20 protein-coding genes and 2 riboswitches are annotated in these 22,867 nt (G+C 66.9%); of the genes, 16 read left to right on the top strand and 4 right to left on the bottom strand.

The annotated features are described in order from the left end of the window. Positions 1-124: 124 nt before the first annotated feature. The 3 genes from gatC to gatB are packed head-to-tail and all read left to right on the top strand — an operon-like array spanning position 125 to position 3,549. On the top strand, positions 125-421 hold the full coding sequence (gene gatC / locus CXQ91_RS03905) for an Asp-tRNA(Asn)/Glu-tRNA(Gln) amidotransferase subunit GatC (protein ID WP_028272567.1): 297 nt from the start codon (positions 125-127) through the stop codon (positions 419-421). A 3-nt stretch (positions 422-424) separates the two neighbouring features. Further along, the gene (gatA, locus tag CXQ91_RS03900) at positions 425-2,041 is read left to right on the top strand and encodes an Asp-tRNA(Asn)/Glu-tRNA(Gln) amidotransferase subunit GatA (protein ID WP_104172614.1); all 1,617 of its coding nucleotides are present in this window, start codon (positions 425-427) and stop codon (positions 2,039-2,041) included. Then, positions 2,041-3,549: an Asp-tRNA(Asn)/Glu-tRNA(Gln) amidotransferase subunit GatB gene (gene gatB, locus CXQ91_RS03895; RefSeq protein ID WP_104172613.1), complete on the top strand. Its 1,509-nt coding sequence runs from the start codon at positions 2,041-2,043 to the stop codon at positions 3,547-3,549. Before gatA ends, gatB begins: the two co-directional genes overlap by 1 nt. A gap of 80 nt (positions 3,550-3,629) precedes the next feature. On the opposite strand, the gene CXQ91_RS03890 is transcribed toward gatB, so the two are convergent. Next, positions 3,630-4,538: a LysR family transcriptional regulator gene (locus CXQ91_RS03890; RefSeq protein WP_104172612.1), complete on the bottom strand. Its 909-nt coding sequence runs from the start codon at positions 4,536-4,538 to the stop codon at positions 3,630-3,632. Between the two features lie 120 nt (positions 4,539-4,658). Between CXQ91_RS03890 and tdh the strand changes: the two genes are divergently transcribed. Genes tdh through hutI form a run of 4 tightly spaced genes read left to right on the top strand, consistent with a single transcriptional unit; the run spans position 4,659 to position 9,344 of the window. Then, on the top strand, positions 4,659-5,705 hold the full coding sequence (tdh, locus tag CXQ91_RS03885) for an L-threonine 3-dehydrogenase (RefSeq protein ID WP_104172611.1): 1,047 nt from the start codon (positions 4,659-4,661) through the stop codon (positions 5,703-5,705). 48 nt (positions 5,706-5,753) lie between these two features. After that, positions 5,754-6,962 carry a glycine C-acetyltransferase gene (locus CXQ91_RS03880; RefSeq protein WP_104172610.1) on the top strand — a complete coding sequence of 403 codons (1,209 nt, stop codon included), beginning with the start codon at positions 5,754-5,756 and terminating at the stop codon, positions 6,960-6,962. 40 nt (positions 6,963-7,002) lie between these two features. Continuing rightward, positions 7,003-8,130 (top strand): FAD-binding oxidoreductase, encoded by a 1,128-nt coding sequence (locus CXQ91_RS03875; protein ID WP_104172609.1) that lies wholly within the window; start codon positions 7,003-7,005, stop codon positions 8,128-8,130. Positions 8,131-8,141: 11 nt separating this feature from the next. Next, positions 8,142-9,344 carry an imidazolonepropionase gene (gene hutI, locus CXQ91_RS03870; RefSeq protein WP_104172608.1) on the top strand — a complete coding sequence of 401 codons (1,203 nt, stop codon included), beginning with the start codon at positions 8,142-8,144 and terminating at the stop codon, positions 9,342-9,344. Between the two features lie 27 nt (positions 9,345-9,371). Here the strand turns inward: hutI and CXQ91_RS03865 are convergent, their stop codons facing one another. Beyond that, positions 9,372-10,052, bottom strand: a complete 681-nt coding sequence (locus CXQ91_RS03865; RefSeq protein WP_258073812.1) for a histidine phosphatase family protein — start codon at positions 10,050-10,052, stop codon at positions 9,372-9,374. A gap of 94 nt (positions 10,053-10,146) precedes the next feature. Here CXQ91_RS03865 and CXQ91_RS03860 point away from each other — a divergent pair, with 94 nt between their 5' ends. Then, positions 10,147-10,914, top strand: coding sequence for a CPBP family intramembrane glutamic endopeptidase (locus CXQ91_RS03860; protein ID WP_104172606.1), 768 nt, complete (start codon positions 10,147-10,149; stop codon positions 10,912-10,914). Positions 10,915-11,036: 122 nt separating this feature from the next. On the opposite strand, the gene CXQ91_RS03855 is transcribed toward CXQ91_RS03860, so the two are convergent. Continuing rightward, a complete protein-coding gene (locus CXQ91_RS03855; RefSeq protein WP_104172605.1) occupies positions 11,037-11,675 on the bottom strand; it encodes a VOC family protein in 639 nt (212 codons plus the stop codon). A 160-nt stretch (positions 11,676-11,835) separates the two neighbouring features. Further along, positions 11,836-11,951, top strand: a riboswitch (SAM riboswitch). A gap of 62 nt (positions 11,952-12,013) precedes the next feature. Here CXQ91_RS03855 and CXQ91_RS03850 point away from each other — a divergent pair. The 4 genes from CXQ91_RS03850 to CXQ91_RS03835 all read left to right on the top strand — a co-directional run bounded on the left by CXQ91_RS03850 (position 12,014) and on the right by CXQ91_RS03835 (position 17,438). Then, positions 12,014-13,330: a bifunctional o-acetylhomoserine/o-acetylserine sulfhydrylase gene (locus CXQ91_RS03850; protein ID WP_104172604.1), complete on the top strand. Its 1,317-nt coding sequence runs from the start codon at positions 12,014-12,016 to the stop codon at positions 13,328-13,330. A 137-nt stretch (positions 13,331-13,467) separates the two neighbouring features. Next, positions 13,468-13,583: riboswitch (SAM riboswitch) on the top strand. A 12-nt stretch (positions 13,584-13,595) separates the two neighbouring features. After that, the gene (locus tag CXQ91_RS03845) at positions 13,596-14,747 is read left to right on the top strand and encodes a homoserine O-acetyltransferase (protein WP_181038762.1); all 1,152 of its coding nucleotides are present in this window, start codon (positions 13,596-13,598) and stop codon (positions 14,745-14,747) included. Positions 14,748-14,917: 170 nt separating this feature from the next. Further along, a complete protein-coding gene (locus CXQ91_RS03840; RefSeq protein WP_104172838.1) occupies positions 14,918-16,300 on the top strand; it encodes an MFS transporter in 1,383 nt (460 codons plus the stop codon). 19 nt (positions 16,301-16,319) lie between these two features. Next, positions 16,320-17,438, top strand: coding sequence for a zinc-dependent alcohol dehydrogenase family protein (locus CXQ91_RS03835; RefSeq protein ID WP_104172603.1), 1,119 nt, complete (start codon positions 16,320-16,322; stop codon positions 17,436-17,438). A gap of 40 nt (positions 17,439-17,478) precedes the next feature. On the opposite strand, the gene CXQ91_RS03830 is transcribed toward CXQ91_RS03835, so the two are convergent. Beyond that, positions 17,479-18,384 (bottom strand): LysR family transcriptional regulator, encoded by a 906-nt coding sequence (locus CXQ91_RS03830; RefSeq protein ID WP_104172602.1) that lies wholly within the window; start codon positions 18,382-18,384, stop codon positions 17,479-17,481. 141 nt (positions 18,385-18,525) lie between these two features. Between CXQ91_RS03830 and mmsB the strand changes: the two genes are divergently transcribed. The 4 genes from mmsB to CXQ91_RS03810 are packed head-to-tail and all read left to right on the top strand — an operon-like array spanning position 18,526 to position 22,867. After that, on the top strand, positions 18,526-19,428 hold the full coding sequence (gene mmsB, locus CXQ91_RS03825) for a 3-hydroxyisobutyrate dehydrogenase (RefSeq protein ID WP_104172601.1): 903 nt from the start codon (positions 18,526-18,528) through the stop codon (positions 19,426-19,428). A gap of 32 nt (positions 19,429-19,460) precedes the next feature. Next, on the top strand, positions 19,461-20,945 hold the full coding sequence (locus CXQ91_RS03820; protein WP_104172600.1) for a CoA-acylating methylmalonate-semialdehyde dehydrogenase: 1,485 nt from the start codon (positions 19,461-19,463) through the stop codon (positions 20,943-20,945). Between the two features lie 50 nt (positions 20,946-20,995). Then, on the top strand, positions 20,996-22,483 hold the full coding sequence (locus CXQ91_RS03815; RefSeq protein ID WP_104172599.1) for an HNH endonuclease signature motif containing protein: 1,488 nt from the start codon (positions 20,996-20,998) through the stop codon (positions 22,481-22,483). Between the two features lie 45 nt (positions 22,484-22,528). Beyond that, on the top strand, positions 22,529-22,867 hold the full coding sequence (locus CXQ91_RS03810; protein WP_104172598.1) for a YciI family protein: 339 nt from the start codon (positions 22,529-22,531) through the stop codon (positions 22,865-22,867).

Raw genomic sequence — 22,867 nt, 5'->3', positions numbered from 1 at the left:
AAGCTGCCTGCGGCTAGCCGTGGGCCGGTGTTGCCCGTCTGACGCCCGCTGGGGGTCGTCAGGCGGGCACACTGTTGCAACGTAGACTATTGGGGAAACCAAAACTACATTGCAGGGGAGATCCATGGCTGCGATCAACCGCGACGACGTCGCGCATCTCGCGCGTCTCGCGCACATCGAGATGAGTGCTGAAGAGCTGGACCGGATGGCCGGCGAACTGGCCGTCATCGTCGATTCAGTGAAGTCCGTAAGTGAAGCCGCCGGTGATGATGTCCCGGCCACGTCCCACCCGATCCCGCTGACGAATGTGTTCCGCGAGGACGTTGTGGGCCACACCTTCACAGCCGAGCAGTCCCTGAGCGGTGCACCCGACGCATACGAGGGCCGCTTCAAGGTTCCGGCCATCCTGGATGAGGACTGATAAATGACTGAACTGAACAGCACCGACTCCAACGGCGCAGGCTCCGACGGCACAGCCCTGATCCGCCTCTCAGCGGCCCGGCTTGCCCAGAAGCTCGCAGCCGGCGAGGTCACCTCCGTTGAGGTCACCCAGGCCTACCTGGACCGCATCGCAGCGGTCGACGGCGGCCCGCGCGGCGTGCACGCCTTCCTGCACGTCAACACCGAGGAGGCGCTCGCCGTCGCCGCGGAGGTGGACGCCATCCGCGCCGCAGGCGGCGCCGCGGCCGCGGAACTCCATGAACTCGCCGGCGTTCCCATCGCCGTCAAGGACCTCATCGTCACCATCGGCCAGCCCACCACGGCCGGCTCCAAGATCCTCGAAGGCTGGCACAGCCCGTACGACGCCACGGTGGTCAAGCGCCTGCGCGACGCCAAGATGCCCATCCTGGGCAAGACCAACCTGGACGAATTCGCCATGGGCTCCTCCACGGAGCACTCGGCCTACGGCCCCACCCGCAACCCGTGGGACCTGGACCGGATCCCGGGCGGCTCCGGCGGCGGCTCGGCTGCCGCCGTCGCCGCCTTCGAAGCGCCCCTTGCCCTGGGCACGGACACCGGCGGATCCATCCGCCAGCCCGGCGCCGTCACCGGCACCGTGGGCGTCAAGCCCACCTACGGCAGCGTTTCCCGCTACGGCGCCATTGCGATGGCCTCGTCGCTGGACCAGATCGGCCCCGTCTCCCGCACGGTTTTGGACTCGGCCCTCCTGCACCAGGTCATCGGCGGCCACGACCCCTATGACTCCACGTCCCTGCCGGACCCCCTGGAGGACCTCGTTGCGGCCGCACGGCTGGGCAACGTGGACGGCATGAAGATCGGCATCATCAAGGAACTCCACGGCGAGGGCTACCAGGCCGGCGTCGAGAACCGCTTCAACGAATCGCTGGAGCTGCTCAAGCAGGCCGGTGCGGAAATCGTTGAGGTGTCCTGCCCCAACTTCAAGTACGCGCTGGGCGCCTACTACCTGATCATGCCCTCGGAGGCTTCCTCCAACCTGGCCAAGTTCGACGGCGTGCGGTACGGCCTGCGGGTCCTTCCCAAGGATGCGCCGCTCACCATCGAACGCGTCATGGGTGCCACCCGCGCCGCGGGCTTCGGCGACGAAGTGAAGCGCCGCATCATCCTGGGCACCTACGCGCTCAGCGCCGGCTACTACGACGCCTACTACGGCTCGGCCCAGAAGGTCCGCACGCTGATCCAGCGTGACTTCGAGGCCGCGTTCACCCAGGCCGACGTGCTGATTTCCCCGACGGCCCCCACTACGGCCTTCAAGCTGGGCGAGAAGCTGAACGACCCCCTGGCCATGTACCTCAACGACGTCGCCACGATTCCGGCCAACATGGCCGGCGTTCCGGGCCTGTCCCTGCCGGGCGGCCTGGCGGATGAGGACGGTCTGCCGGTCGGCATCCAGCTCCTGGCTCCGGCCCGCCAGGATGCACGCCTGTACCGCGTGGGCGCTGTCCTTGAATCCCTGCTCGAGGCCAAATGGGGCGGACCGCTCCTGGCCCAGGCCCCGGCTCTGGCCACCTCGGTGGCAGGGCCTGTCGAGAGCCTTGTCGAAGCCCAGGAGGCAAAATAATGAGCGTTGACGCAACCCTGAGCTTCGAAGAGGCCATGGAGAAGTACGATCCCGTCCTGGGGTTCGAGGTCCACGTGGAACTCAACACCAAGACCAAGATGTTCTCCTCCGCCCCGAACGTCTTCGGCGACGAGCCGAACACGAACGTCAACGAGGTGGACCTGGGCATGCCGGGCGTGCTGCCCGTGGTGAACAGGACGGCGATCGAGTCCTCCATCAAGATCGGCCTCGCGCTGAACTGCACGATCGCCGAGACCTGCCGCTTTGCCCGGAAGAACTACTTCTACCCGGACACCCCGAAGAACTTCCAGACCTCCCAGTACGACGAACCCATCGCGTACGACGGCTACCTGGACATCGAACTGTCGGACGGTACCGTGTTCCGCGTCGAAATCGAGCGCGCCCACATGGAAGAGGACGCCGGCAAGCTGACGCACATGGGCGGTTCCGCAGGCCGCATCCAGGGTGCCGACTACTCGCTGGTGGACTACAACCGGTCCGGTGTCCCGCTGGTGGAAATCGTCACCAAGCCGATCCAGGGCGCCGGCAGCCGCGCCCCGGAACTGGCCAAGGCCTACGTGGCCGCGGTGCGCGAGATCGTGAAGAACCTTGGCGTCTCGGACGCGAAGATGGAACGCGGCAACGTCCGCTGCGACGCCAACGTATCGCTGCGCCCGCACGGCCGCGAACGCTTCGGCATCCGCTCGGAAACCAAGAACGTCAACTCGCTGCGCGCCGTCGAACACGCCGTCCGCTACGAGATCCAGCGGCACGCCGCCGTCCTGGACTCCGGCGAGCCGGTCATCCAGGAAACGCGCCACTGGCACGAGGACACCCGATCGACGACGTCGGGCCGGGCCAAGTCCGACGCCGACGACTACCGCTACTTCCCGGAACCGGACCTCGTGCCGATCGTCGCTTCCCGCGAATGGGTCGAGGAACTGCGTGCCACGCTGCCCGAGCCGCCTGCCGACCGCCGTAAGCGCCTGCAGGCCGACTGGGGCTATTCGGACCTGGAATTCCGCGACGTGGTCAACGCCGGTGTGATGGACGAGATCGAGGAAACCATCGCCGCCGGTGCCGCCGCCACGGTGGCCCGCAAGTGGTGGATGGGCGAGATCGTCGGCCGCGCCAAGAACGCGGACGTCGACCCCGGCCAGCTGGGCGTCAAGCCCGAAACCATCGTGGAACTGAACAAGATGGTCGAAGCCGGCAAGATCAACAACAAGATGGCCGCCGAAGTCCTCGACGGCGTCCTCGCCGGCGAAGGCACCCCGGCGGAGATTGTGGAGAAGCGCGGCCTGGCCGTGGTCTCCGACGACGGCCCCCTGCTGGAAGCCATCGACGCGGCACTTGCCGCGCAGCCCGACGTCGCGGACAAGATCCGCGCCGGCAAGCTGCAGGCCATCGGCGCGATCGTGGGCGGCGTTATGAAGGCCACCCGCGGGCAGGCCGACGCTGGCCGCGTCAAGGAGCTGATCCTGCAGAGGCTCGGCGTCGAAGGCTAAGTCTCCCGTTTTAACCCAACTGGGTCGCAGTTATTGTCGTTTAGAACGTTCATAACGACATCTACTGCGACCCAGCTGGGTTAAGGGGATACCAGGCCGGCCATGATGTCCTCCAGGGCCTCGCAGACCATCATCACCGAGGTCCGCTTGAGGTTTTCCGGGCGGGCCAGGATGTCGATGCGACGGCGGGTGCTGATGCCCTGCAGCGGCCGCAGGACAATCTCCGGATTCAGCACCGGCCGTGCGGTATGCCGCGGCAGCAGCCCGATGACGCTGCCGGTTGCCACCAGTCCCGCCACGGTGGAGTAGTCGTTGATCCGGTGGACAATGTTCAGTTCCCTGCTGGACACGGCCGCGACGGCGGACAGCACATCCGCGGGGGAGTAGCCGGTGTGGCTGGTCACCCACGGTTCGCCGACGACGTCGTGCGCCGTGAGGATTTCCTTGCCCGCCAGCCGGTGCCCGGCGGACAACGCCACGTCCAGCGGCTCGTGCGCCAGCGGGATGACGGCCACCCGCTCCTCCGGCCAGCGCGGGCTGTGGTCCATGCGGTGTGCCAGCACCAGATCGTAGCGCGCAGTGAGCGCCGGGAAGTCCTGCTGGGCCACGTCCTCGTCCGAGAGCAGCACCCGGGGTTTGTCGGGTGAGTCCAGCAGCCGGGCCAGCGGTGCGAACAGTGCCTGCCCGGCGCTGTGGAAGCCGCTCACCGTCACGGGGGCCACCGTGGAGCCGTGGTACGCGCCGATCGCCATCCGGGCGTCCGCCATGGCGCTGACGACGGCGGCACCGGCGTCGGCCAGGGCCTGGCCGGCCTCGGTAAGCACCAGGTTCCGGCCCTCCTTGCGGGTCAGCGGCACCTCGACGCTGCGCTGCAGCGCAGCCAGCTGCTGGGATACGGCGGAGGGTGTGACCAGGAGTGTTTCGGCGACCGCCTTGACGCTGCCGAGGGCGCCGAGTTCCCGAAGCATTTCGAGCTGATGGATTTCCATCCACCGAGTCTATTGCTTAGAAATCTCTAAATCGTCGATTGAGAAAAATTCGGTTGTGCTAATGCTTCTTTGTGGTTCTAATGAAGGGAGTCACCCGCTACACCGAGAGTAAGGAAGCCAATGAAGGCTCTGTACAAGGCCGGCGCACACGCCGGATTTGAGCTGGTGGACCGCCCCGAGCCGGAAACCGGCCCCGGCGACGTGAAGATCCGCGTGATGACCACCGGGATCTGCGGCACCGACCTCCATATCCAGTCCTGGGACGCGTGGGCGGAGGGCATCATCCAGGCACCTTTGATTGCCGGCCACGAATTCTATGGCGAAGTGGTGGAAACCGGCGAGGACGTCATGGATGTCAAAGTGGGCGACCGCGTCTCCGGGGAAGGGCACATCGTCTGCGGCATCTGCCGGAACTGCCGTGCGGGGCGCAAGCAGATGTGCATCCACACCGTCAGCGTCGGCGTGCAGCGTGACGGTGCTTTCGCCGAGTACGTTGTCATCCCCGAGACCAACGTCTGGGTCCATCAGGACCCTTCGGTCACTCCCGAACTCGGAGCCATCTTCGATCCGTTCGGCAACGCCGTCCACACCGCCCTGAGCTTCCCGCTGGTGGGCGAGGACGTGCTGATCACCGGCGCCGGGCCCATCGGACTCATGGCCATTGCCGTGGCCCGCCACGCCGGCGCCCGGAAGATCGCCATCACGGATGTTTCGGCGCCGCGGCTGGCACTGGCCCGCCAGCTTGGCGTGGACCTCGCCATCGACGTGTCAAAGATGCGCGTCAAGGATGCCCAGCGCGAACTGGGCATGCGCGAGGGCTTCGACATCGGCATGGAAATGTCCGGGCACCCCACCGCCCTGCCGGAGATGATCGACAACATGAACCACGGCGGCCGGATCGCGATGCTTGGCCTGCCGAGCCAGTCCATCGACATCGACTGGGGCAAGGTGGTCACGCATATGCTGACCATGAAGGGCATCTACGGCCGCGAAATGTTCGAAACCTGGTACGCCATGAGCGCCATGCTGTCCTCGAACCCGGTGCTGCACGCCAACATCTCGGCGGTGGTGACGGACACCCTGCCCGCCACGGACTGGGAGAAGGGCTTCGAGGTTGCCCGCGCCGGCGTGGGCGGCAAAGTGGTCCTCGACTGGACCGTCTTCTAGCACCCGCCACTTCCTACACACTTCCACTTCCGCTGAGGAGCGCACCTCATGTATTCAGCCATCAAGGACCAGCTGCAGAACGAGCTGGACGAGATCCGCACCGCAGGCCTGTTCAAGACCGAACGCCACATCGACTCGCCGCAGGCCAGCCACATCACGGCCGGCCAGATCGGCGAGGCGGGCGCCAATGTACTGAACTTCTGCGCCAACAACTACCTGGGACTCGCGGACCACCCGGACATCATTGCCGCCGCGAAGGAAGCCATGGACGATCGCGGCTTCGGCATGGCCAGCGTGCGCTTCATCTGCGGCACCCAGGACCTGCACCTGGCACTGGAGGCGCGTGTCTCGAAATTCCTGGGCACCGAGGACACCATCCTGTTCTCCAGCTGCTTCGATGCCAACGGGGGGGTGTTCGAGTCCCTCTTCGGTCCCGAGGATGCCATCATCTCCGACGCCCTGAACCACGCGTCGATCATCGACGGCATCCGGCTCTGCAAGGCCCAGCGGTTCCGCTACGCCAACCGCGACATGGCGGACCTCGAAGCCAAACTGATCGAGGCCACCACGCAGGAGAAGCCGGCCCGCCGGAAGATCATCGTGACGGACGGCGTCTTCTCCATGGACGGCTACCTGGCTCCGCTGGAAGCGATCTGCAACCTGGCCGAAAAGTACGATGCCCTGGTGATGGTGGACGACTCACACGCCGTGGGCTTCATGGGTTCCACCGGCGCGGGCACCCCTGAGCACGCCGGTGTCAGCCACCGGGTGGACATCTATACCGGCACGTTCGGCAAGGCCCTGGGCGGCGCCTCCGGCGGCTACGTCTCCGGCCGTGCCGAAGTGGTGGCCATGCTCCGCCAGAAGGCACGCCCCTACCTGTTCTCCAACTCGCTCGCGCCGGCCATCGTGGCCGCCACTCTGAAGGCCTTGGACCTGGTGGAGAACTCCGCCGAGCTGCGTTCGAAGCTCTTCGCCAACGCCGGGCAGTTCCGGAGCCGGATGGCGGCGGAAGGCTTTGAGCTTCTCGACGGCGAGCACGCCATCGTGCCGGTGATGTTCGGCGACGCGGTGATGGCCGCGAAGGTGGCCGACCGGATGCTCCACCACGGAGTGTTCGTGACTGCGTTCAGCTACCCGGTGGTGCCCAAGGGCGCCGCCCGGATCCGGGTCCAGCTCTCCGCGGCGCACAGCGCGGACGATGTCGAAGCCTGCGTCCGCGCGTTCGTCGACAGCCGCAACGCGGTGGGGTCCTAAGGTACTGACGTGACGTCCTGACGAGTGCAAGGATGGAGGCATGTCAGCAAATTACGATGTGGTGATTGTGGGCGGCGGCATTGCCGGGCTGTCCCTCGCCTCCGCCCTGGCCGGTAAATGCAGTGTGGCGCTCGTCGAGGCCGAACAGTCCCTGGCCTACCACACCTCAGCCCGGTCGGCCCGGCAACTGATCCCCAGCTACGGGCCCGTGGTGGTGCAGGAGCTGACCCTCCGCACGCTCGGGCTGATCGCGGCACGGGACGCGGAGCTGCCGGTGCCCGTCCTGTCACCGCGCAGCTTCATGCTGATCGGCGACGAGGACACGGTCCGGGAGGAAGCCAGCGGGCACATGCACCGGATCCCGCATGACGAGGCCCTGGAGCTTTGCCCGGTGCTGGATCCCGGATTCTTCACTGCCGCCGGCCTGGACACCGGTTCGTTCGCCTGCAACGCCCCCGTGCTGCTGGAGGACCACCGGCAGCGGGCCGAAGCCGGCGGGGTGGACATCATCACCGGGGCCAAGGTCCATTCCGCCCAGCGGCTCGGATCCGGCTGGGAGCTGGGCGCCGGCCAGGAGGCCTTCCAGGCAGGCATCGTGGTCAACGCGGCCGGGGCCTGGGCTGATGAACTCGCCGTGATCAGCGGCGTGGAGAAGCTCGGCCTCCAGCCGTACCGCCGCACGGCGGCGATTGTCGACGTCGAACGTTCCCTCCCCGACGACTGTCCCATGGTGGCGGCTGCCGACGAGTCCTTCTACTTCCGCAAGGAAGGGGACGATGTACTGATTTCGCCGTCGGAGTCCGTGCCGAGCGGTCCGGAGGACGCGAAACCCTACCCCGGCGACGTCGAGGCGCTGGTGGCGCGGCTCAACGCGGTGACCACGATGGGCATCAGGGTCGTGAAGTCTGCGTGGACCGGCCTCCGCACCGAAGCCGCCGACGGCGTCCCGGTAGTGGGGTTCGACGCCGAAGCCACCGGATTCTTCTGGCTCGCCGGTCAGGGCGGTTACGGTTTCCAGACCTCGTCCGGCATTGCGGAACTGGCCGCGGAACTGATCCTGGCCGGCCCGTCCGTGGGGCAGCGTGCCTGGGACGAGGAAACCGGGCTAAGTCCGGCATCCCGGACAGCGGCGGCCCTGGCCGCGACCCGCTGGTCCATCCGGCACTGAAGAATGGACTCATGAGCACCCTCATCACCAACATTGCCGAGCTGATGACCCAGGACGCGGAACACCGCGTCCTCAACGACGCCGCCGTGGTGATCGAAGGCGAACGCATCTCCTGGATCGGACCAGCCGCCGCCGCACCTGCAGCCGACGACGCCGTGGACGCCGGCGGCCGGGCGCTGCTCCCGGGCTGGGTGGATTCGCACACGCACCTGATCTTCGCCGGCGACAGGACCGCGGAGTTCGAGGCCCGGATGGCGGGGGAGAGCTACAGCGCCGGCGGGATTGCCGTGACCACGGGAGCCACCCGGAGCACAAACGACTTCGACCTCACCCGGCTGGCCCTGGGCCGGGTGGCCGAGGCCGTCTCGCAGGGAACCACCTACCTGGAAACCAAGACCGGCTACGGCCTGGACCTGGAGAACGAGGCACGGAGTGCGCGCATTGCCTCCACGGTGGCTGACGAAGTGACCTACCTCGGCGCGCACCTGGTCCCGGCCGGCGCCGATGCCGACGAATACACTGACCTGGTGTGCGGACCCATGCTGGCGGCCGTCCGGCCCTATGTCAGCTGGGCGGACGTGTTCTGCGAGGAGGGTGCTTTCAACGAAGGGCAATCCCGCCGGGTCCTGCAGGCCTGCAAAGACGCGGGCCTGGGCCTGCGCGTGCACGGCAACCAGCTCGGCGAAGGCCCCGGCGTGCAGCTGGCCGTGGAATTCGGTGCGGCCAGCGTGGACCACGTGAACTACTTATCCGCCGCGGACATCGAAGCGCTGGCCGCCAGCTGGGCCGGGTGGCAGGGAACAGGCGTTCGCGGAACCGTGGCCACGTGCCTGCCGGCCTGTGATCTATCTACACGCCAGCCGCTTGCCCCCGGCCGCGAACTCCTCGACGCCGGGGTGCCGATAGCACTGGCCTCCAACTGCAACCCCGGCACTTCGTACACCAGCTCGATGGCGTTCTGCGTCACCACCGCCGTGCTGCAGATGCGGCTCAGCGTCCACGAGGCAGTCCGGGCCGCGACCTTCGGCGGCGCGCTTGCGCTGCGGCGCGAAGTGGGGAACGACGCCGACGGCGAACGGGCGGTGGGTTCGGTCGCCGTCGGCCACCGCGCGGACCTGCACCTGCTCAACGCCCCCTCTGCCACGCACCTGGCCTACCGCCCGGGCATCCCGCTGACCCACGCCGTCTGGCGGGCGGGCGTCCGCGCCCGCTGATTTGGGGGCGCGCTGGCGGCGGGGTGGCTAGAAAACCATGGGCGGGGCGTCCAGGACGGTCTCGTCCACGCGGCGGTCCACCCACTGGCTGAATGGCTTGTCGAGCTCATACTTGCCGACGTCGGTACGCACCAGGGTCCGCACCTCGGCATTGTCCGGGTTGTTGAGGGACTCGAAATACTCCACGGACCAGTGGAACCAGCGCATGCAGAACAGGCGCATGGTGAGCCCGTGCGTCACGAACAGCGCGTTGGGGGCGTAGTTCGGTTTGGACCAGTGCCGGTGGAGTGTCTCCATAAACGAGGAGATCCGGTCGTAGACGTCCGAGCCCGATTCACCCTCGCGGAACCGGTAGAAGAAGTGGCCGTAGGCGTTCCGGAGTTCCTTCTGGTCTTCGATCTCTCCGGCGATCTGGAAGTTCGCCCAGTCCTGTTCGCGGAGCCGGGGTTCCTCGATGACCCGCTCCACGAGGGCTCCCAGGTTGAGCGCTTCGAGGGTCTGGTAGGCCCGGAGATAGGGCGAAACGTAAACACACACCCGCCGCCCGTCCAGTTCCCGCCGGACCTGCTCACCGGCGGCCTTTGCCTGTTCCAGGCCGAGCTCCGTCAGCGGTATCCGGTAATCGGGCACCCGGTTATAGATGGAGGTGTCGGCATTGGCGGCGGACTGGCCATGCCGGATCATGATGATTTTTCCGGGCGCACTCATAAACTCCAAGCATAGGCCCGGGCAGGGGAGCGGCCGCGGAGGGTCGGCACGCCGCGGACAGGAAAGAACCAGAAAGTGGAGGCAAGATAGGAACATGCTGGTTCCCTCCCGCCGTCGTCTGCGGATTGAAGTCTGGATTGTCCTGGGCCTGTCGCTGGGGCAGTCCGCCGTGTATTCGGTGGTGCAACTGCTGGACAAGCTGACGCGCGCACCCCTGGCGGAGGGCACCTCCACCCTGAACCGCTCGCAGAGCACCCGCGAATACTTCGACCTCACGTATCAGCTGCTGGACATTGTGTTCGCGCTGGTGCCGGTGCTGCTGGTGATCTACTTCCTCACCGAGCACCGGCCGGCAGGGGAGTCCGGTGCCTCGGCCTTCCGCAGACTGGGTTTCAACTTCGCCCGTCCCGGCAAGGACCTGCTGCAGGGGCTGGGCCTCGCCGCACTGATCGGCATTCCGTCCCTGGGGCTCTACGCCGCCGGACGGGCGCTGGGCATCACCACCGCCATCATTCCCAGCGCACTGGACGCCTATTGGTGGACCATCCCCGTGCTGATCCTGTCCGCCGTGCGGCACGGCATCGTCGAGGAAGTCATCGTGGTGGGGTACCTGCTGGACCGTCTCGGCAAATTCGGCTGGAGTATGCCGCTGGCCATCTTCGCCAGCTCCATGCTCCGGGGCAGCTATCACCTCTACCAGGGCTTCGGCCCCTTCATCGGCAACGCCGTGATGGGCGTTGTGTTTGCCTGGATCTACACGAAGACCCGCCGCGTTATGCCGCTGGTGATCGCCCACGCGCTGCTCGACATCGTGGCCTTCGTCGGCTTCAGCCTCTTCGGCAAGGCCATCGGGCTGGGATAGCGGCCGTTAAAAGGATTCGGCCGCTATCGGTGGGTGACGTCCTTGGCACCCGCTGATAGCGGCCGAAGTTCAGGGGCAGCACGCTGCCCGTGGCCCGTAACGGACCACACGGTGGATCAGGATCAGATGGTTACTGCCCCGGAGGCGGTTTCGAAAGTGACGGAGAGGATTCCCGGCGTCCCGTGCGGGGCGATCCAGTTAACTGCAACATCCTCCAGCGGCCTTTCCACCGGTTCGCCCAGCCACTCCGTGACCCGCTCCGCAGAGCCGGCAATGGTGAGGCTGGACATCTTGACGTTGCTTGCGTAGGCGTTGGACGGGTGAAGGTCCGGATCGCCTTCCCACTTGAGCATGTACGGCACCTGCGGGTCTGCGATGAGGCCCAGGATGCCGATCTGCTTCCAGACGAGTTCGCGGCCGTCGGGGAACTTGCGGTTGCCGTTGACGGCCGAACGGCCCAGGCGTTCTTCGAACGGTGCCAGGTCGTCCACTTCGACGCACCAGCCCATCCAACCGCCGCCTGCTGCCGAGCGGGCCCGGACAGCCTGCCCGAAGGGAGCCTTGTCGGATGCCGGGTGGTCCAGGACCTCCACGACCTCCAGGTATTTGTGCCCGGCGAGCGGGATAATCATGTTGCGGGTGCCGAAACGGGGGTGCACCCCGCCCTTTACGGCTTCGACGCCGAGGGCGGACGAAATACGTTCGGTGGTGGCTGCCAAGCCATCCTGTTCACAGGCGTAAGAGACGTGATCCATGCGCATGCCCTCATCTTGGCACTTTGTGATTGAGCTCTCAGCTAAGGTTCCCCTAACCTTGATGGGATGTCCTCCCGGGCCAGCCTGAAGCGCACGAAATCGCACGGCTGACGTCCTTCGTCACAAAGCTGTTCACGCGCATATTCACGTTCCTAGACTGGGCCCAGGTCATGAGCGCCAGCATTGAGCCCCGGCTTGCTGGCCGGCAACCCTCGTTCCGCGGTGGGGTGCCCCGGGTGAAGACCTGGCCCTCCGGCATCCGCCGGGCGGCAAGCGCGGCACCGGTCCTGCCACGGCATGTCCTGCCTCCGGCACAGGTGCCCTTTTTAAGAAGGAGCTTCCCGATGTCCAACGCCTGGTCATTCGAAACCCGCCAGATCCACGCCGGCCAGGAGCCGGACAGTGCCACCGGTGCCAGGGCACTGCCGATCTACCAGACGACGTCGTTCGTGTTTCCGAGCGCCGAAAGTGCAGCCAACCGCTTTGCGCTGGCCGAGCTTGCGCCCATCTACACGCGGATCGGCAACCCCACCCAGGACGCCGTTGAACAGCGCGTGGCCAGCCTCGAAGGTGGCCTGGCAGCCCTCCTGCTCAGCTCGGGTCAGGCCGCCGAAACGTTCGCCATCCTCAACGTCGCCGAAGCCGGCGACCACGTGGTGGCCAGCCCCAGCCTCTACGGCGGCACGTACAACCTGCTGGCCCATACCCTGAAGAAGTTCGGCATCTCCGTGACGTTCGTGGAGGATCCGGACAACCTGCAGCAGTGGAAGGACGCAGTCCGGCCCAACACCAAGCTGTTCTTCGCCGAGGTGGTGTCCAACCCCCGCCAGGATGTCCTGGACATCGAGGGGGTCTCGCGCACCGCCCATGAAGCCGGCGTGCCGCTGATCGTGGACAACACGCTGTCCACGCCGTACCTCATCCGGCCGCTGGAGTGGGGCGCGGACATCGTGGTCCACTCGGCAACGAAGTACCTTGGCGGCCACGGCAGTGCGATTGCCGGCGTGATCGTGGACTCGGGCAACTTCGACTTCGGCAAGGACCCGGACAGGTTCCCAGGCTTCAACACCCCGGATCCCACCTACAACGGACTCGTGTACGCGCGGGACCTCGGAGCGGAGGGTGCCCTGGGGGCCAACCTCTCCTACATCCTCAAGGCCCGGGTCCAGTTGCTGCGCGACCTGGGCTCGGCCGTTTCCCCGTTCAACGCCTTCCTCATCGCCCAGGGCCTGGAAACCCTCAGCCTGCGCGTTGAGCGTCACGTTGCCAACGCGGTGAGCGTCGCCGAATGGCTCGAAGCCCGGTCCGACGTCGAATCCGTCGCCTATGCGGGGCTGCCGTCCAGCCCCTGGTACGAGCGCGGCCGCAAGTACGGGCCCAAGGGCACCGGAGCCATCGTCTCGTTCAACATCGCCGGCGGGGCCGAGGCCGGCAAGCGGTTCGTGGACGCCTTGGAACTTCACTCCCATGTGGCGAACATCGGTGACGTGCGCTCCCTGGTCATCCACCCGGCGTCGACCACGCACAGCCAACTGACCGCCGAACAGCAGGCCGTGGCGGGCGTGACGCCGGGTCTGGTCCGGCTCTCCGTGGGGCTGGAACACATCGATGACATCATCGCTGACCTCGACGCCGGTTTCCGCGCCGCCAAAGGCGCCTAAGGGAACGGCGGCGGCTGCCCGGGAGGGCCCGCCGCCGCAGTGCTGACCCCGTATGACTCCCGGCGCCTCGACGCCGGGAGTCATATTGGTGTCACAATCTTCGCCATTGCCGGGACGCATTTCGTAGACTCACTACAGGTCATGAGTGCCAGCGACAGCCCCGGCTTGCTGGCCGGCAACCCTCCTATCGCGGCGGGGTGCCCCGGGTGAAGACCTGGCCTGTCGGCCAGTTGGCGGCGGGCAAGCGCGAAGAAGAGGTCCTCAGATGACGATTGCCGTCACCCGCAGCGGTGTACCCGAAACAAACGTTCACGAAGTGAAAACCAACACAGTTCCCGATGGCACCGTCAAGTTCCTGAGCATCGGCAGCCTTGACCTCGAAGCGGGAGGGCACCTGCCCGACGTTACGCTCGCCTACGAAACGTGGGGCACGCTGAACCCGGACCGCTCCAACGCCGTGCTGGTGCAGCACGCGCTGACCGGCAGCACCCACGTGACGAGGGGAGCCAGCGACGAGGAAGGCTGGTGGGAGCAGCTTGCCGGCCCGGGCGCGCCGGTTGATACGGACAAGTACTTCGTGATCTCCATCAACATCGTGGGCGGCTGCTACGGCTCCACCGGCCCCTCCACTCCTGCCCCGGACGGGAAGCCGTGGGGCTCACGCTTCCCCCTGGTCACCCTGCGGGACACGACGGCGGCCGAGGCACGGCTGGCAGACGCCCTGGGCATCGGCAGCTGGTACGCGGTACTGGGCGGATCGATGGGCGGAGCCCGCGCCCTGGAATGGGCCGTCAGCTACCCGGACCGGGTCCGGCGCTGCGGCGTGATTTCCATCGGCGCCAGCAGCACCGCCGAGCAGATCGCCTTTGCCCAGGCGCAGACCCTCGCCATCCGCCAGGACGTCAACTTCAACGGCGGCGACTACTACGGCGGCCCCGAGCCGGAAGCCGGCCTGGCCCTTGCCCGCAGGATTGCGCATATCACGTACCGCTCCGCGAACGAGTTCGAGACCCGCTTCGGCCGCAGTGCCCAGGGCGGCGAAGCGCCGCTCCAGGCAGTCTCGCTGGGGGATCGCGGCCGCTACCAGGTGGAGAGCTACCTGGACCACCAGGGCACCAAGCTGGTCCGGCGGTTCGATGCCAACAGCTACATCGCCATCACGGAAGCGCTCATGAGCCACGACGTGGTCCGGGGCCGCGGCTCGCTGAAGGAAGCGCTGGCACAGTCCACGGCGGAGTTCTTCATTGCAGCCGTGGACACTGACCGGCTGTATTTCCCCGCCCAGTCCCACGAACTGGCGGCTGCGCTCCCGGGTGAAGTACCGGTGCACGTGATCGAGGCGCCCATCGGCCACGACGGATTCCTGACCGAGATCGGCCAGCTCAACACCCAGCTTCGGCAGAACTTCTTCGCATAGCCCGCCGGCTCAATGTGCATTTATGCAGAGCTGTCCTGCAGAAAATGGCGTTGAGCCTGCGGCAATGTGAGCCCATACTCTAGGGGACCGGCGCATTGGTGGTGCACATCACACGCGTCCGCTACGGAATGGTCCACATGGTGTCGACGGAGACGCCGAAGGAGTTCACAATGAGCACACAAAACTCTGCCGCAAGGCGCACGGATGAGACTGACGTCAAGGCCTCCGGGCTGAAGAAGGTGGTAACGGCCTCGATGGCCGGCACCGTTGTCGAATGGTATGAGTTCTTCCTCTACGCGTCCGCGGCCACCCTGGTCTTCGGCAAGATGTTCTTCCCCAATTCCGGCACGGAACTGGACGGGATCATTGCCGCCTTCGTGACGTACGCGGTAGGCTTCGTGGCCCGCCCCATCGGCGGCATCGTCTTCGGCCACTTCGGCGACAAGTTCGGCCGCAAGCAGCTGCTCCAGCTGAGCATCATCCTGGTGGGTGTCTCTACCTTCGCCATGGGCTGCCTGCCCACCTTCGCCCAGATCGGTTACTGGGCTCCGGCCCTGCTGGTGTTCCTGCGCTTCGTGCAGGGCTTCGCCGTCGGCGGTGAATGGGGCGGCGCCGTGCTGCTCGTCGCCGAACACAGCCCCAGCAAGTCGCGCGGATTCTGGTCCAGCTGGCCGCAGTCCGCCGTTCCCATGGGCAACCTCCTGGCCACCGGCGTGCTGTTCACACTTTCCTCCACGCTGTCCTCCGCCGACTTCCTCGGCTGGGGCTGGCGCGTGGCCTTCTGGCTGTCCGCAGTGATCGTCATCGTGGGCTACTACATCCGCACCAAGGTCCAGGATGCGCCCATCTTCCTCGAGGCCCGCAAGGAAGTCACCGTGGAAAAGAAGGGCTACGGCGTGGCCGAAGTCTTCCGCCGCTACCCGCGCGGTGTCTTCACCGCCATGGGCCTGCGGTTCGCGGAAAACATCCTGTACTACCTCGTGGTCACGTTCTCCATCACCTACCTGAAGATCGTGGTCCAGACAGACACGTCCAGGATCCTGCTGCTCCTGCTCGTTGCACACTTCATCCACTTCTGCGCCGTGCCGATGGTCGGAAAAATGTCGGACGCCTTCGGCCGCCGCCCGGTATACATGGCCGGTGCGATCCTCGGCGGCACCTGGGGCTTCTTCGCCTTCCCCATGATGGACACCGCCAATGACCTGGTCATCCTCGCGGCCATCACCATCGGACTCCTCTTCCACGCGCTGATGTACGCCGGCCAGCCGTCCATCATGGCCGAGATGTTCCCCACCCGGATGCGGTATTCGGGTGTATCGCTGGGCTACCAGGTCACCTCGATCGTGGCCGGTTCGCTGGCGCCGATCATCGCCACCGCGCTGCTGAGCAGTTTCAAGTCCTCCACCCCCGTGGCGCTGTACCTGTTGGGCGCCTGCATCGTGACGGCGGTTTCCGTGTACTTCCTCAAGGAGACGCGCGGCATTTCCCTCCACGACGTCGACGCCGCGGACGCGCAGGGCACGGCGGACCTTCTTGCCGCCGGCAAAAAGTAAGAGCAAGGAAGCAGCCTCCATGCGAGCAGCAGTCCTTTACTCCACGGTTCCGTCGGGAACCAGCTATACCGAAGCCCGTCCGCTGCTGATCCAGGAACTGGACCGGCCCGAACCGCGGCCGGGCGAGCTCGGCGTCGCCATCACCTACTCCAGCCTGTGCCACTCGGACCTTTCGGTGGTGGACGGCTCCCGCGTCAGGCCACTGCCGATGGCGCTCGGCCATGAGGCCGTGGGGCGGGTGGTGTCCCTCGGCGAGGGCGTCGACGACGTCTCCGAAGGCGACCACGTGGTGCTGGTCTTCGTCCCCAGCTGCGGAAACTGCCGGGCGTGCCGTGCGGGCCGCCCGGCCCTGTGCCACCGCGCCGCGGAGGTCAACGGCTCAGGCGACCTCCTGCACGGCGAGGCGCTGCTGCGTACACCGGCGGGGGAGCGGATCAACCACCACCTCGGGGTGTCGGCCTTTGCGGACTATGCCGTGGTGGCCCGGGAATCCGTCGTTGTGATCGGCGACGACGTCCCGGACACCGTTGCGGCCATGTTCGGCTGCGCCGTGCTCACCGGAATGGGAGCCGTGCTGAACACCGCGGCGGTCACCGCCGGGCAGTCGGTGGCCGTTTTCGGGCTCGGCGCCGTCGGGCTCTCCGCCGTGATGGCGGCGTCCCTGTCCGGTGCCGCCGCCGTCATTGCCATCGACCCCAACGAAGGCAAGCACCAGCTCGCCCTGGGCTGCGGCGCTACGGCGGTGGGAACTCCCGACGACGCCGCGCGGCTGGTCGCCGAGGCGACCGGCGACGGCGTGGACGTCGCCGTCGAGGCCGTGGGGTCCGCCGGGGTGATCGCTTCATGCCTGGACCTCGTAACGCGCGGCGGCGCCGTCGTCTCCGTCGGGCTGCCCAAACCGTCCGCGGAACTGACGGTGGGGGCCCTGCAGTTCGCAGGTGCCGGGAAACGGCTGCTCGGTTCCTACATGGGAGATGCCGTCCCGGAACGGGACATTCCGCTGTATCTTGACCACTGGCGGGCCGGGAGGCTCCCCGTGGAACTGCTGCACACGGACACCAGGCCGCTGGCCGAAATCAACGAAGGCCTCGATGCCCTGGCAGCCGGCGAAGTGGTGCGCCGGCTGTTCCAGGCGTAGGAACGCTTTAGGAGGCGGGCCTCCGCCGGCAGGCCTGCGGTCAGGCTGCCAGGATTTCCTGGCGGCCTGACACTTCGGCCTTGAGCGCATCCACCACGGCCCGGACGGAAGCCGAGCGCAGCGACTCCGGACGCGCCACCGCCCAGATGGGGAGCTGGCGCTGGAACAGCTCGGGCAGCACCGGCACGAAGTCCGGGTTGTCCGCCACCATGAAGTTCGGCAGCAGGCCGATGCCCGCGCCGCAGCGGACAGCCTCCACCTGGGCGAACACGCTGGTGGCCTGGAAGCTGGACTTGGGGGCGGGCAGCTGCGAGGACCGGTGCCCCAGCTCGGCGACCTGCAGCGCCGACTCAACGTAGGACACAAAGCCGTGATCCCGGACGTCGTCCAGGGCGGCCGGCAGCCCGCGGGACCGGACGTAGTGCGGGCTGGCGTAGAGCCGCAGGAAATAGTTGGTGAGGAAGATGGGCTGCGCGTTGGTGACTTCCATCCGGCCCACCACCACTTCCAGGTCCACGCCGGACCGGTTCTGGCTGACCTTGCGGGTGGCGCTGAGCATCTCGACGTTCAGCAGGGGATTCGCCTGCTGCAGGCGGACCAGCGCCGGCGCGACGAATTCCGCCCCGAACCCGTCGGAGGTGCTGATCCGGACCAGGCCGGAGAGCGAAGGGTCGCCGTTGCTGAGGGCTCCGGCCAGCGACCCCAGCGTCGACTCGATCGCCTCGGCGGCCGCAACGGCCTGGCTGCCCAGTTCGGTCAGTTCCCAGCCGTGCGGGCTGCGCTCCAGGGTCCGTCCGCCCAGCTGCTTGTCCAGCGCCAGGATCCGGCGGGAAATCGTGGTGTGCGTGGTGCCCAGCGTCTCCGCGACGGCGTTGAACCGGCCCAGCCGGGCAACGGTCAGCAGGATCAGCAGGTCATCCGGACTCGGCAGCCGGTTCAAATCCATGGTTCAGCCTTTTCGGATCATTGTGCATCAATGCACATGCCGTCTGTAATTTTTCCCCTTGATTGCACTGTAGCAGGGTGTGATGGTGGACACGGAACATCGGCCGGTTCGGCCGGCACACGAAGCAAAGGAGCTTTCGCCATGGCAGTAGTCGCTTGGATCGGTCTCGGGAACATGGGTGGGTCCATGTCGGCAAACCTGATCAAGGCCGGGCATGACGTCCGCGGATTCGACCTCAATCCCGAGGCGGTGGCAGCTGCCGAAGCGGACGGCGTGAAGCCCGTGGCGAGCCTTGCCGCTGTGGTGGACGGGGCCGACGTCGTATTCACCATGCTGCCGAAGGGCGAGCACGCCCGTGCCGTGTACCTGGGCGAGGACGGCGTCCTGGCCCATGCCGATACCCGCACCCTGCTGGTGGATTCCTCCACCATTGATATTGCCTCCGCCCAGGCGCTGCACGACGCCGCCGCCGCCGGCGGCTTCCGGTTCGTCGACGCCCCGGTCTCGGGCGGCATGAGCGGCGCGAAGGCCGGAACGCTCACCTTCATGGTCGGCGGCGAGGCGGGCACTGTTGCCGACGCCACCGAATACATCCGGCCCATGGCCGCCAACGTCATACCCACCGGCGGCGCCACCACGGGGCAGGCAGCGAAAATCTGCAACAACCTGATGCTCTTCATCAACCTTGCCTCCACTGCCGAGGGAGCCGTGCTCGCCGAGCGCCTGGGCCTGGACAAACAGGTTTTCTGGGACATCGCCTCGGTGTCCTCGGGTGACAGCTGGGCGCTGCGGACCTGGTATCCGGTAGGCGGTGTGGTTCCCACCGCCGCCTCCAACAACGACTTCGCCCCCACTTTCACCACGGAGCTCGCCAACAAGGACATCGGCCTGGCCATCAGCGCCGCCCGCGACACCGGCACCCCGCTGGAAATCGGCGAGCACGTGCAGACCCTCTTCCAGCGCCTCATCGATTCCGGCCAAGCCGGCAAGGACTGCTCGATGATCATCAAACTCGTCGACGGCTCCCTCGAGACCTCCAACTAACTGCAGCCGGCACTACGAAAAGGATTCTTCCCATGCAACGCATTCCGCACTTCATCAACGGCGCCCTGATCAGCGACGCCGACCGCTTCGGCCCTGTCTTCAACCCCGCCACCGGCGCCCAGGAAAAGGAAGTGGCCCTGGCCTCCGCCGCCCGCGTGGAGGAAGCCATCGCCGCTGCACAGGCCGCCCTGCCGGGCTGGCGGGCCACCAGCCTGGCCAAGCGCACCAACATCTTCTTCCGAGTCCGCGAAATCCTGACACAGCGCAAGTCCGAGCTGGCAGCCATCCTGACCAGCGAACACGGCAAGGTGCTCTCCGACGCCGAGGGTGAGATCTCCCGCGGCCTGGAAAACATCGAGTTCGCCACCGGGCTCTCGCACATGCTCAAGGGCGAACGCTCGGAGCAGGTTTCCAGCGGCGTGGACGTCCACTCGGTTCGCCAGCCCGTGGGCGTGGTCGCCTGCATCACCCCGTTCAATTTCCCCGCCATGGTCCCGCTCTGGATGATCGGCAGTGCGCTGGCCTGCGGCAACACTGTGCTCCTCAAGCCCAGCGAGAAGGACCCGTCGTCGGCCGTTTTCATCGCGGAAGTCTTCGCCGAGGCGGGCCTGCCGCCGGGAGTCCTGAACGTGGTCCACGGCGACAAGGAGGCCGTGGACGTCCTGCTGGAGCACCCGGGCGTGAAGGCTGTCAGTTTCGTCGGATCCACCCCCATCGCGCAGTCCATCTACAAGCGGGCGGCCGACCATGGCAAGCGCGTCCAGGCGCTGGGCGGCGCCAAGAACCACATGGTGGTCCTGCCGGACGCGGACCTGAACATGGCGGCAGACGCCGCCGTCTCCGCCGCGTACGGCTCCGCGGGGGAACGGTGCATGGCCGTCTCCGTGCTCGTGGCGGTGGGCAACATTGCCGACGATCTGGTGAAGGCCATTTCAACCCGCATGGCGGACCTCAAGATCGGTCCCGGTACGGACCCGGCCTCGCAGATGGGTCCACTCATCACCAAGGAACACCGGGACAGGGTGGCTTCCTACGTGGCGGGGGCAGCCGATGAAGGCGCCACGGTTGTGGTGGACGGTCGCGAGCAGGTGTTCGACTCGGACGGCTTCTTCATTGGGGTCAGCCTGGTGGACAACGTGAAGCCTGGCATGAAGGTGTACGACGACGAAATCTTCGGTCCCGTGCTCTCGGTGGTCCGCGCGGACAGCTACAGCGACGCCGTCAGGCTGGTGAACGACAATGAGTTCGGCAACGGCGTGGCCATCTTCACGCGCGACGGCGGGGCGGCCCGCCAGTTCGAGTTCGACGTCGAGGCGGGCATGGTGGGCGTGAACGTGCCCATTCCGGTGCCGGTGGGGACGTTCTCCTTCGGCGGCTGGAAGAACTCGCTGTTCGGCGACACCCATATGTACGGCCCGGACAGCATCCGCTTCTACACCCGCGGCAAGGTGGTGACCACGCGCTGGCCGGATCCCTCCACCTCCGTGATTGACCTCGGTTTCCCGCAGGTCGACTAGGCGTCAGGCAGGGCCGCTATTTTGTCAGAGCCTCCTGGCAGACTTCAGTCATGGAAGGCAACGGCGAGCCGGGGCGGGCTCAGGCAGCAGCGGGACGCGGAATCACGGTCAGGGACCTCATCGGGTTCCTGGCCTCGATCCGCCCCTGCACCGAGAGTGCTGCGCTGGCTGACCAGGTGGCGGACCTGGAGGAGCTCAAGTCAGCAGCGGCCGGGCTGCAGGCCCGGGCCACGGTGGTGTTCGATGGGCTGCAGCGACGCACCCAGGCTGAAGCCGGACTTGCACCTGACGAATTGGGCAAGGGAGTTGCCGCGCAGATCGCTTTGGCCCGGCGTGAATCCCCGGCCCGCGGCGGCCGGCTGCTCGGACTGGCCAAGGCCCTCGTAACCGAAATGCCCCACACCCTGGCTGCCCTGCAGACCGGGCAGCTGAATGAATGGCGCGCCACGCTGCTGGTAAAGGAAACAGCCTGCATGTCCGCGGCGGGCCGGTGCGCGGTCGATGAACAGCTCGCCGCGGACTCCGGAGCGCTGGCGGGCGCCGGCGACCGGACGATCATTGCCGCAGCCCGGGCCGCCGCCTACCGGCTGGATCCGCGCTCCGTCGTTAATCGTGCCCGGAACGCCGTGGCCGACCGGCACGTGAGCCTGCGCCCGGCACCGGACACCATGACCTACCTGACGGCCCTGCTCCCGGTCACCGCCGGCGTGGCCGTCCACGCAGCGCTCAGCCGGCAGGCTGACACCCTGCGCTCGGGCGGAGATGGCCGTTCCCGCGGACAGATCATGGCCGATGACCTGGTTGAAAGGATCACGGGCACCGCCGGCGGGATCGCCGGCATCGAAATCCAGCTCATCATGACCGACCGCACCCTCTTCCAAGGCGACAGCGAACCAGCCCGCCTCCCGGGATATGGCGTCGTCCCGGCGTCGTGGGCAAGAGCGGCGGTCGCACTGTTTGAGGAAGGTTCAAGCGGGGGCACGGACTCCCCAGATGGGTCTGACTCGGCGGCGTATAACGCGGCTGGGTCTAGCGCAGGCGGGTATGCGGCATGGCTGCGCCGGCTCTACACCGCCCCGGGGACCGGTGACCTGATGGCGATGGATTCCCGGGCGCGGCTCTTCCCGCCCGGGCTGCGCCGCTTCATCCAGGCCCGGGATGACACCTGCCGCACACCCTACTGCGATGCGCCGATCCGCCACCACGACCACATCGTCGCGTGGCACCTCGGCGGACCCACCAGCCACAGCAACGGCAGCGGACTCTGCGAATCCTGCAACCACACCAAGGAATCACCCGGCTGGCGTTCCGAACCACGCCCCGGACCCCGACACACCCTGCAAATCCACACTCCGACCGGACATACCTACCAATCCACCGCGCCGCCACTGCCGGGGACGCCGGCACGTGGGATGGAACCGGCGGGCTCGGGGCTGCCCGGATCGATGCTGTCCATGAGCCGCCGCCGGAGACGCGAATTACTCCACCGTGCCAAAGTCCTGAAACGTACCCGCCTCAATAACTCGTTGGCGGCCTGACCACAACCGTTGCTGTCCGGCCCGCCCGCGGGGCATCATCGAGACATGACCAAATACCTCATCTCCTTCCCGAGCGAAGCCATGGTGCTCACCGACGAGGAGTTCCCGATCGTCTCCGCCGAATCCCACGCTGTGATCGAGGAAGCGAAGGCCGCCGGCGTCTACGTATTCGGCGGTGGGATCGAGGAGGAAGCCGCTCCGGTGCTGGTCTCCGCCGACGGGTCGGTGAGCACCGAGATCTATCCGGGCTCCGAACTCACCGGTGGGTTCACCGTGCTGGAGCTGCCGACGCGCGAGGACGCGGTCGAGTGGGCGAGGAAGATCGCGGTGGCCTGCCGTTGCTCGCAGGAGCTCCGCGAGTTCGGGTATGACCCGGCGAGCTAG

Source organism: Arthrobacter sp. Y81 (genome assembly GCF_002929335.1).
Lineage (GTDB): Bacteria > Actinomycetota > Actinomycetes > Actinomycetales > Micrococcaceae > Arthrobacter.
The sequence above is the reverse complement of the archived record's forward strand: the minus strand, read 5'-3'. Positions and strand labels throughout refer to the sequence as shown.